An 11,929-nucleotide genomic window follows, 5' to 3' on the forward strand; every position below is an offset into this window, starting at 1 on the left:
AAGGCCTATATCAAATGGGAATGCCAGGATGCGTGATCATGCCAAATCCGAATTTCCAGACGTGGGGTTGCTCAATCATGCGCAGGCGCCGATGCATATATGGTGACCGAGGATCCGAACTCTGGCGAAGTCAGCGCGCCGAGCTTCCTGGTGAGGCTTGGCAATGTGCCCGAATTTGATGAATTTTAGGGGTCCAGACCAACCCAAGCTCGAAACGGCAAAAACCCGCTATAACACCGCACTACGTCTGTGGTCCGAAGCGCAGCTTTTTGCTAGGGGTGCGGAAGACCATTTTGCCGCTTCCGGGTCACGGATGTCACCACTACGGATTGCTGTCAGCGCAGGCTGCGCCGCCCCCTGATGAAACCGTGTTGATTGGCCCTGTTGCCAGAGCTGAAACGTGCGGCGCGCGAGCAGTAGCACCAGCAGATCCTGCTGGTGGTTTTCTCCCCCAAACTACACGCGGTAGGTGCAGGCCAAGCCGTGCAGCCTGACCATATCAGCGTCGTGGATGCCCAATTCCTCCAGATGTCTGACCAAAGACTGAAGATAATCGAAATTTGAGCCAAGCCCGCCTTCGGCTGCGGCGATTATCCGCGCCGCTTCCTTTTCATCCAGATTTGGCATGTAGCGGCAGTTTGTCTGGTCCATGACGAACGTTAATGCGTCCACTGGCCCTTGTGGCGTCATAACTTCGAGAAAAACCGGGCAATAGGAGCCCGCGAACATTTCGCGTCGCCACATGAATTTGGTTTCCTGATCAACCAACTCTGCCGCAACCCTGAAAACTACGCCGTCGCATTGCCCGCCCTGATCAAGCGCTGCCATGAGCCCCGGCCGCGCGTGACTACCGCGCCCCCCTTCCAGCCGCATGCAGAAACTGCGACGCCAGCCGGGCAGAAACCCGCGCCGGTATTCTTCGACGTAAACCGCCGGATCCCAGATCAGCGAACCATATGCGAACACCCAAAGGTCTTGTGTCCATCGGCCCGACAGGACTGCCTGCCGATTGGCTTCTCTCGCGTCATGATCCATGCGCCAACCCGGCGGCCACCCCTCCACCTTGGCTTGCTCATCCAGTTCCGCAAAGCGCTCCTGCCCGAAGCGCATCTCTGACGCATCTGGTGGAGTGATTGCCGCGCGTAGCGTTGGCGTATGGTGAAAGACACGTTCAGGAAAAGGCATGGCGCAATCTTGTCGGTTTTCGTTCCCGGTGACCAGAGAAGATTGGCGGGCCGAATGCACTTGCTTCAACGATCTGACTACCCCTGAAACAAACTCTCAAACCAAACATTCGGGCGGAAATGAAATTTTGGCTTGGACAGCGGGCAAGCCAGAATGAGCAGCCAGGAGTGTTCTTTCGCAGCTGCTCGTCACGTTACAAATCGGCGAGTTGCCAGAGGCGTGCATGCATCGAAAGCGCGTTTCGCCCGCCTATACCGACCGACCAACTGCAAAAACCGCTACGGGTTTGGAAAACCCATCAAGCTCCACCTGACCGATTGGATCGCAGGGTTGGCTTGCGCTGACAGCAGAATGTGTCGCTTCGTCGATCAGGATCGGGCGGGACACTCGTTTTGTGTGACCCTCAAGCCGCGAGGCAAGGTTCACCTTGTCCCCGATACAGGTATAGGTCGCCCGGTCTTTTGTCCCGGCATACCCGGCAACGACTTCGCCTGTCGCAATGCCTATCCCAAGACGAATTTCCGGTTTCTCAGCGGCAGCCTGCTCAAGATTGAACAGCTCAATGATCGCCAGCATGTCCTGCGCCGCTGCCACGGCACTCGCGGCCGAATTCTCCAAGGGTTGCGGCGCTCCGAACAACACCATCAGCCCGTCGCCGATCATCAGCGTGACGATCCCATTGTGGTGGTCGATCGCTTCGAACATCAACGTATAATAGATATTGAGCATTTCGATCGTGTCTTCGGGCGACTGACGTTCGGAAATGGTGGTGAAACCGCGGATGTCGCAAAAGAGGATGGTGGCATGGACACGCCGCCCACCCAGTTTGAAACCGGACTCCTGCAGATCCTGCACGACCTCGCTGGTTGCAAATCGTTTCAGCAGGGTTTTCTGCTCATCGCGCAGACGCTTTTTTTCCAGACTGGAGGACAGGCGGGCCCTGAGCAGAACGGGATTGACCGGTTTGGGCAGGTAGTCCTCGGCCCCCAGATCAATGCAGCGCACGATGTTGTTCACACCTTCGACGGAAGAGGTGACAATGATGGGAATATCCTTCAAGGCGGGCTCAAGCTTGATTGCTTCGAGCACCTCAAACCCGTCCATCACCGGCATTTCGATATCCAGCAGCATCAGGTCAAAGACGCGCGCCCGCAGCATGTCCATCGCTTCATGACCATTTTCGGCGACCGTTGCAGTGTACCCCAATAACTCAACGCTGCGGGAGAGCAGCAGCCGGTTCACCCGGTTGTCATCAACGATCAACAGATGCGCGGCCGCCTCACTCATTCTGCATGCTTTTCAATGCGGCGCTCGCACGGACAAACTCCAAATCCACGCGCTCCAGAAGCGCCAGAACATCCGGTGTCGCTTGCGCAGTCCCGGTCAGTTCCAGTTCGCGCGCCGGGGCCGCCAACGCATGTGCGCCAAACACATTTGCATTGGACTTGAGGGAATGGGCCGCTCGGCGAAACCCGTCGTTGTCTTCGGTCTCCAACGCAATGCGCAGCTCGGCGATCATGCCGGGGGCTTCGTCCAGAAAGGTGGTGACGAGTTCCACGACAAATTCCGCGCCGGCGGCATCCTTGAGGTCATCATAGACGGCGGGGTCGATCGGGCTTTGTGTCATAGGCTCTTCTTTCTGCGGACCGGCACCTTTTTGAGCGCTTCGATCAGTATTGGCACCCGGATGGGCTTGGCGATGTAGTCGTCCATACCGGCCTCAAGGCACATTTCGCGGTCCCCTTGCATGGCGTTGGCTGTCATCGCGATGATACGTGGCCGCGCCTCGGCGGCCTTGCCCTTGGTGATCCGCCGCGAGGCTTCAAGCCCGTCCATTTCCGGCATCTGGACGTCCATCAAGACCACATCATAGGTCTGGCGCGCAACGCTTTCCAGCGCTTCCAGACCGTTGCTCGCCAGATCGGCGCGATATCCCATCTGCTCCAGCAGACGCAGCGCCAGTTTCTGGTTCACCAGATTGTCCTCGGCCAGCAGGATGCGCAGAGGATGGGTTTTGGCCATGTCCGGATCGGCTTGTGCGGGGGCCGGGGATGCCGCAGAGACCTTTTTCGGCTCCGTTGGGGCAAAGACCGACACCAACGTGTCGAATAATTGGGATTGCCGCAGAGGTTTGGCCAGATAGGCCGTGAAAAGGCCGCCATCGGCGGTCGCTTCGCGCTGTCCCAGCGAACTGAACAGGATCAGCGGCAGCCTTGGGTCGACCTTGCGGATTTCGCCTGCCAAGGCGCGGCCGTCCATCTCGGGCATATGCATATCCAGGATCGCCAAATCGAACCGGGCATCCTCCTTCAGCCATTCCAAGGCTTGCAACGGGGAGCCGGTGTCGCGGGTCTGTGTGCCCCATTTGGCGGTTTGCAGAGCAAGAATCTTGCGATTGGTCGCGTTGTCATCAACCACAAGGATCCGTTTACCGCGCAATTCCCCTTGTTCGCCGACCAGATCGCGGACCTGCGGTTGCGGCAGGTCGGCCTGCTGCGTGCGAATGGAAAAGCTGAAGGTGGAGCCCATCCCGAGGCCCTGACTGACGGCTGTCATCGTGCCCCCCATCAATTCAGTCAGCCGTTTCGAGATCGCCAGTCCCAACCCCGTCCCGCCGTATTTCCGGGTGGTCGAACTGTCCGCCTGGCTAAAGGATTGGAACAGGCGGCTCATGCCCTCCGGCGATAATCCGATCCCCGTGTCGCGGACGGAAAACGCCAGTTCCAGCGCACCATCCGGCGTAGGCGCAGCAGAGATGGAAAGCACGACCTCACCCTCCTCGGTAAATTTCACCGCGTTCGACAGCAGGTTCAGTAATATCTGCCGCAACCGGGTCAGATCCGTGCTGATCGCGGCAGGAACGCTGTCATCATAGACATAGGCAAGGTCCAATTGCTTGTCCGCTGCGCGGCTGCTGACCAGGTCAAGCGCAGATTCGATGCATTCGCGCAGATCAAGCGGCTGGTTTTCGATATCCATTTGGCCCGCTTCGATCTTGGAGAAGTCGAGGATTTCGTTGATGATCCCCAAAAGCGCATCACCACTGGTGCGGATGGTTTCGGCATAGTCGCGCTGCTCGGGGTTCAGGGCCGTGTCGATCAACAGCCCGCTCATCCCGATGACCGCGTTCATCGGCGTGCGGATCTCGTGGCTCATGGTGGCCAGAAAGGCGCTCTTTGCCTCGTTGGCCTTTTCGGCGGCGGCACGGGCATCCTGGGCCTCCTGGAACAGGCGCGCATTCTCGATGGCGATCACCGCCTGATCGCAAAACGTCTGTGCCACAGAGATTTCTTCGTCCGTGAAGGCCTTTTGCTGAAAACGGAAGATGTTCAGCGTCCCCGCACAGTCGTCGCCGTGGAGGAGCGGCAGCATGATCGTGGACTTGATGCCCGCACGCTCCCGAATGGTCACGTCAATCGGCGAGAGGTCCGCCGTATCCCAATCCGGCGTGTGCAGGACCTTGCGAGAGACGACGGCTTTGGACGGCAGATTGTGGTCGGGGTCGATCGGCACGCTGATCTGTGCCGGGTTTTGGACCAGACCATCCCTTTTGGCCACCGCGACCTGCGACAGCGTATCGCCTTGCTTGATCAGCGCCACGGCCATATCGCAGTCAATGAGTTCGCTAGCGGATTTCACAATCTCTTGGAATACCGGTGTCGTGTCATTGGGCGACCCGCTGATCACGCGCAGGATGTTTGCACTGGCGGTCTGGCGCGCGAGGGCCTCCTCGGTGTCGTTGAACAGCCGCACATTTTCGATGGCGATGACGGCTTGATCGCAAAAGGATTTGGCCAGATCGATTTCGTCCTGCGAGAATGCTTTTTTGGAGGTACGGGCATAGGCCAACACACCAAGGCACTTGTCCCCCCTCATCAACGGCAAGATCAGAGAAGAGCGCACGCCGTAGTTTTCATAAGTTTGTTGTTCGAAATCGGGCAGATCCGCCGCATCCCAATCAGGTATGTGCAAGACGCTTTTGCTTCGCAGGACGCGTGCCGGGAAATTGCTGTCCGGGTCGATGGGAAATCGCGGATCGCCCTTCAGTTCCACAATACCATCGGTCATTGCACGCGCGACGACTTTGAACTCGGTGTCCGTTGCGATCATTGCCCCGACCATTTCGGCGTCAACCAGACGAACACCTGCAAGTGCGATCTTTTCGAACACCGGTGTCACATCGGTTGGGGATTCACTGATCACGCGCAACACATCTGCGCTGGCCGTCTGACGCGCCAGCGCGGTCTGCGTTTCATTGAACAGGCGATAGTTTTCGATGGCAATGACGGCTTGATCACAGAAGGACTGCCCAAGGTCGATCTCTTCCTTTGAAAACGCGCGGGCCGTGTTCCGCGAAAAGGCCAGAACGCCCAGACACTCCTGCCCCCGCATCAAGGGCAGCAAAAGCAATGCCTTGATGTCGAACTTGTCAAAGACACGGCGATCATGCTCTGGCAGTTCCGCCGCGGATCCGTCCGGGATATGTATCATGGACTTCGTGACCATGCAGCGGGATGGCAAATTGTGCTCCGGATCAACGGCAAGGGGCGCGTTGTCCAGTTCCTCGAGCGCCCCGTCCAGCGTAGCACCTGCCGCAGGATAGAAGGTCTCGCCTTCACGGATCATGACGGTGGTGAAATGGCAGTCCAGCATCGGGACGGCAGCCTCGACAATGGCGTGGAACACAGGGGCCACATCCGTTTGCGACAGGCTGATCACCCGCAGGATGTCGGCGCTGGCCGTCTGGCGCACCAGGGCGGTTTGCGTTTCGTTGAACAGGCGCGCGTTCTCGATGGCGATCATCGCCTGATCACAGAAGGTACGGGCCATCGCAATCTCGTCCGCGCTGAAGGCGTGGGGCCTGTCCCGGACGAATACGATAAGCCCCAGACATTCCGCCCCGCGCAGCAGCGGCAACGCCAGTGTGGCACGCGATCCGATTTCCTTCAGATCTCTTCTGTCCTTCTCCGGAAGGTACTCTTGTGCCCAATCCGGGCTGTGGCTCATTTCCCTGGAGACAATGACCCGTGACGGCAGGTTGTCATCGGGATCAACCGGGTGCCTGCCCGTGTTCACAACTTTGCCAAGCCCGTCCTTGTCGGCAACCGCGGCATTCCACAGCTCCTTGCCATCGGTCTCGATCACCACAGCCTTGTCACAGGACACAAGATCAATCGCCGCCTGTACGATCTCTTCAAACACCGGCGTCACATCGTTCGGGGACTGGCTGATGACGCGCAAGACGTTCGCACTGGCGGTCTGCCGGGCCAGAGACATCTGGGTTTCGTTGAACAGCCGCGCGTTCTCAATGGCGATCACGGCCTGATCTCCAAAGGATTGAGACAACGCTATCTCATCACTCGAATAGGCCTTTCTCACGCGGCGCGCAAAGACAAGCAGACCAAAGAGCTTGCCCTTGCTCAAAAGCGGCACGTAAAGCGCAGAATTTACGCCATAAACCTCGTGGATTCTGCGCTCATGAGGGGGCAGGTCAATTTCGGTCCAGTCAGGCAGATGCAGGATCTCTTGACTGCGGATCGCGCGCGACGGAAAGTTCTGGGCCGGGTCGACAGGGATGTCCTGCGGGCCCAGATCCTCCAGCGGGCCGGACTGCTGTGCGCCAGCCGCTGGTGAATAGGTGTCCCCATCGCTGGTCATCACAAAAGCCAGATCACTCGAGAGAAGTGAGATGGCCGCGACGCAAATTGCCTCGAAGACGGGCCGTACATCCGTCTGCGCACCGCTGATGACCCGTAGGATGTCCGCACTCGCGGTCTGTCGAACCAGGGCAGACTGCGTTTCGTTAAAGAGCCGCACGTTCTGGATCGCAATGGCAGCCTGATCGGTAAAGGCTTCAAGCTGGTCGAAATGACCCTTGTCCGGGACAGTATCCTCCGCCCAGGCGACGATAAGCACACCCCACGTCTGCCCCTTTGTCATCACGGGCAAGCCAACCATGTGCTTGTAACCATGGATGCGCGCGGTTTCGGAATCGTAGTATTTCTCAGGATCTTGCGCGTCATCGAGATGGTAAAGCCCGCCAAGCGCAAACGCGTTCACCGAGATCGAGTGCTTGTGGGGCCGCATCGGGTAATCTTTGAGGTACTCTTCCATGAATTCCGGCGCGAACCCGCTGCACGACCGGTAGTGGACCATGCCATCTTTATAGCGCCACAACATGCAGAACCGCGCATCGCAGACCTCGATGGCGCTGCTTGTGATCCGGTCGAGAACGGGTTGCAGATTGTCTGGCGATTGCGAAATCACCCGCAAAACGTCCGCGCTTGCGGTCTGGCGCGCGAGCGCCTTCTGGGTTTCGTTGAACAGGCGCGCGTTCTGGATCGCGATCACCGCCTGATCGGCAAAGCCCTGCATGATCCGCAGTTCCTTGTCAGAGAAATCCTTGGCCGAGCGTGCGACACCGACCACACCGATGCCCTTGCCTTCCCAGACCATCGGCGCGAAGGCGACCGAATGGTAGCTTGCGATGCGTGCCATTTTTTTCAGGACGGGCGGTATATTCGGGTTGTTGGCACAATCGGCGTAGTTGACCACACGTTTCGTGCGGATCGCTTCACCGGCGGGCGTGATCTCCCACGGTGCAGGGAATGTTTCCAGCAGCTCCTTTTCGTATTTGCCCAGATAGGCCGCGACCTGCAACTGGCCTTGTTCATCGATCAACAGCACATCCAGCTCTTCGCCACCAAAAAGATGCTGACAGCTTTCGAGGATTTTCTCGAATACCGGCTGCACGTCCTCGACGGACTGACTGATCACGCTCAGGATTTCGCTGGACGCCCTTTGTTGCTCCAGCGCTTCGGTCACCTCGGCTGTGCGTTGTTGCACCTCGTCAAACAGTTGCGCATTGCCGATGGCGATCACCGCCTGCGACGCGAAAGTCTCGAACAGGGCGATCTGCTTGGCGCTGAACGCGTGGGTGTCGCCATGTGCCAGCGTGATTGTCCCGATCGTCTCGCCGTTCTTGACCAGCGGAACACCCAAGGCGCTGTTGTAATCCCCGGACCTGGCGTGATCGGCCCATTCATAGTCGGGATCGCGGGTCAGATCAGCGACATAGACCGTTTTCCCCAGGGACGCCACGCGCCCTGTCACCGTGTTCTGACCAGGCGACACTGGGTTGTCGCGCAGTATCTTCTCGATCTCGGGCGGCGCATTGCGGACCGCCACCACATCAAACAGCCCTGTTTCCGGGTTGCGCAATGAGACATAGCACCCCTTGGGACTGCCCAACCGCAGCGCCACGGAAAGGATCGCATCCAGCACCGGCAGCACCTCGTTGGGAGAGCGCGAAATCACGGCCAACACGTCTGATGTGGCGGTCTGGTACTCCAGCGCCTCTTCGACTTCTGCGGTGCGCTGCTGCACCTCATCAAAGAGCCGGGCGTTGTTGATGGCAATCACAGCTTGCGCGGCAAAGGTTTCGACCAGTTTGATCTGTTTGGCGTCAAAGGCATAAGGGTTGCGATGCGCCAGGCTGATGACGCCGACAGTGACGCCATCCCGGATCAGCGGCACGCCCACAGTCGATTGAAAATTGCCCCGGTGCGCGGCTTCTTTCCATTCGTAACTGTCGTCATTCTCGGTGTCCGAGATATACACGGTCTTGCCCAGCAAAGCGGTGCGCCCGGTACATGTGCCGGTGCCCGGCTTGATCGGATTGGCTTGCAGGTAGTCGAAAAAATCACGATCCACGTTCAGCGATGTCACCATCTGGTAGTGGCCGCTCTCCGGCTCCAGCATTGCGACATAGGCATATTGCGGGTGACAGATACGGGCCGCAACCGCGAGGATGGCGTCAAGCACCGGCATCAACTCATCGGGAGAGCGTGAAATCACGTCAAGCACTTCGGACGTGGCCGTCTGGTACTCCAGCGCCTCGGTGACTTCTGCGGTACGTTGCTGCACCTCTTCAAACAGGCGCGCGTTGTTGATGGCAATCACCGCCTGATCCGCAAAGCTTTCGACCAGCTCAATCTGGCGCCGGGTGAACGGCTTGGCCTCGGGGCGCGCAAGGTCCAGAACGCCGATCACCTCGCCTTCACGAACCAGCGGCACCGCAATGATTGACCTCCAACCGCCCAAGAGCGGCGATTTCGGGTTCTTGAACTCGGGATCGGCGTCGATATCAGGAATATGTATGGTCGCACGCTCCAACACCGATCTGCCCGCAACATTTTGACGTGTAATCTTGTGCGGGTTATCGATGTGGAACTGAATGAATTCTGGCCCGCACCCGGTATTGGCACCAACGTGCAATTCGTCGCCCACTTTGTTGAACAGAATACAGATTGACGCCTCGCACAGCTTGGCAGCCGCTTCGATCAGCGCTTGCAACACCGTGGGCAAATCGAAGGCAGACTGGCTGATCACCTTCAGAACATCCGCGGTGGCCGTCTGCTGTGCAAGCGCCTCTTCTGTTTCATTGATCAGACGCGCATTTTCGATGGCGATGCTGGCCTGATCCGCAAAGGTCCTGGCGAGGTCAATATCCACGGCCCGCGGAGCCTGGCCCTCAAGCCAGCCCATGACGATCGCCCCCCAGAGGTTATCGCCCTGCATCACCGGCACGCCGACCATCTTGCGATAGCCAAAGTCGCGGGCCGCTACATGGTCGGCATAGCTTTCGTCATGGGCATCATCGAGCGTGACCAGATCCCGGGTATCGATGACCTGTTTGGCGACGGTACCGTCTTTGGGAGCCGCAGGCCAATCGGCGCGATACTGGTCTATGAACGCGTCTGTGAAACCATAGCTCGCACAGTAATGCTGCAATGTGCCGTCATAGCGCCAGACCATACAGAACCGGCTGCCACACAGATTGGTCGCAGAACGCGCAATCATGTCAAAGACAGGCTGGATATCGGTCGTGGTGCTGCTGATGACCCTGAGCACTTCGGAGGTGGCTTTTTGCTGTTCCAGCGCCTCCTGGGTTTCGGCAAACAGCGTTGCGTTCGCGATCGCAATTCCAGCCTGTCCCGCAAAGGTCTCGACCATATTCACATCTGCCGCCGTTGGTTTGTGGCCATCCGGGAATGCCAGACTCAAGACGCCCCAAACCTTCCTGCCAACATAAACCGGGATGCCCAGCATGTAGCGAAACCCTTTTTCACGGGCAATTGCGTGATCGGGATAATCAGGGCTTTGGGCATCCTCCAGATGTTCGGTGTTCCCGCTCGAAATGACCTTGGCGCTCATGCTACCAATTTTCGGAGGAGCGGGCGGGCTGGCGGCTCTGAACTGCTCCGCTTCCTCATGCGTAAACCCAGAATGGGACATGAAATGGATCAACGTCCGGTCAAGATGCCACAGGATGCTGTATTTTGTGCCACAAAGCTCTGCCGCCTTCTGGTTCACCAAATCAAAAACCGGTTGCAGGTCCGTGCCGGAAGCATTGATCACCCGCAGAATGTCCGAGGTCGCGGTCTGGCGGGCAAGTGCTTCTTGCGTCTCGACGAACTGCCGTGTGTTTTCGATGGCAATCACCGCATGCGCGGCAAAGGATTCCACCAGCGCAATCTCATCCGCCGAAAATGGATCTGGTTCCTTGCGGCTGAGCGTGATGTTGCCAAAGGCCACACCGTTCTTGACCAACGGCACGTGCAGATGCGTGCGCACCCCTTCCACATCCACCAGCGCGACCCGCCCGGGATGGCCGGCGCGGTACAGGTCGGTGTCTTTTATATCGTCAATCTGATAGGAGCGCGCTTCTCTGACGGCGATGCACATGCCCAAAGGCTCGCTGAGGTCAAATTCAAAGCCCAGCGGGAACGATCCGTGATCATCGCCTTTGGTATCCATCATCACCAGATGCGTTCCGGCGGCGTTGACCAGTTGCAGCCCGCTGCCCTGTGCACGGCACAACCGCTCTGCCCGGTCCAGAATGGCGCGAAAGACAGGGGTTTCGTCATCACGGCTCTGGCTGATGACCGCCAGGATTTCCTTGATTGCGGCCTCGCGCTCCAGACGGGCCTGTACCTCGCGACGTTGGTGCGCGTTCTCGATGGCGATGACGGCTTGGGTCGCAAATGTTTCGATCAGGCTGATCTCTGCCTGACTGAACAGTCTGACCACCCGATGGCTTACGGCAATGAACCCGATAACCTCGCCGTCCCAGAGCATCGGAACGACCAGATGGGTACGGATGTTTTCGGTCTCCACCATATGAACGGCGATGGTCTCCCCGTTTTTGTACAGGTCGGTTTCCGCATAGTCCTTGATGTGGACAGTTTTCCCGGTTTGCAATGTTTCGGTCACCGACAGGAGTTGATCCAGCGGCCACGTCGTCCCGGTTGGAAACGCATTCCGATGCTGACCCCATTGTGCGGTCAGTTGCATATGCGTGCGCGTGCCATCGACAAGAACAAGCGCGGCCTGATCGGCATGACAAACGGTCGCGGCCTTTTCCACGATGGCGTCGAACACGGGCTGGGTATCATTCTTGGCCGTGTTGATGACTTGAAGGATTTCTGCTGCCGCCGCAGCCTGTGCCCGCTGGCCTGCCAGCTCCACCTCAAGCGCACGGACGCGGTCTTCCGGTCCCTGTCCGGTTTGAGGAATGTCGGAAACCATACCGCGCCCCTTGCGATCGTTGAAATGCAACTGATAAATCGAAGCCGAAAACCTATCCGAAAATGCTATTTGCTTTCACCGACATTCCCCAAGTGGCCTGCCATCTGACGCGAAGATCGCCTGATCAGGCCTGCGGATCAAGTATCTTTTACCT

Annotated in this window: 4 protein-coding genes; all 4 read right to left on the bottom strand. The window is 58.4% G+C overall.

The annotated features are described in order from the left end of the window. Window positions 1-456: 456 nt before the first annotated feature. Window positions 457-1,185, bottom strand: a complete 729-nt coding sequence (locus tag LC354_RS23215) for a gamma-glutamylcyclotransferase (protein WP_223428360.1) — start codon at window positions 1,183-1,185, stop codon at window positions 457-459. 249 nt (window positions 1,186-1,434) lie between these two features. Then, complete coding sequence (locus LC354_RS23220; RefSeq protein ID WP_223428361.1) at window positions 1,435-2,472, bottom strand: adenylate/guanylate cyclase domain-containing protein; 1,038 nt, start codon at window positions 2,470-2,472, stop codon at window positions 1,435-1,437. After that, on the bottom strand, window positions 2,465-2,812 hold the full coding sequence (locus LC354_RS23225; RefSeq protein WP_223428362.1) for an Hpt domain-containing protein: 348 nt from the start codon (window positions 2,810-2,812) through the stop codon (window positions 2,465-2,467). Before LC354_RS23225 ends, LC354_RS23220 begins: the two co-directional genes overlap by 8 nt. After that, window positions 2,809-11,775 carry a GAF domain-containing protein gene (locus LC354_RS23230; RefSeq protein ID WP_223428363.1) on the bottom strand — a complete coding sequence of 2,989 codons (8,967 nt, stop codon included), beginning with the start codon at window positions 11,773-11,775 and terminating at the stop codon, window positions 2,809-2,811. The genes LC354_RS23225 and LC354_RS23230 overlap by 4 nt, the downstream gene beginning before the upstream one ends. Window positions 11,776-11,929 lie beyond the last annotated feature (154 nt).

The organism is Tateyamaria pelophila, assembly GCF_019966495.1.
In the GTDB taxonomy this organism is placed as follows: Bacteria; Pseudomonadota; Alphaproteobacteria; order Rhodobacterales; family Rhodobacteraceae; genus Tateyamaria; species Tateyamaria pelophila.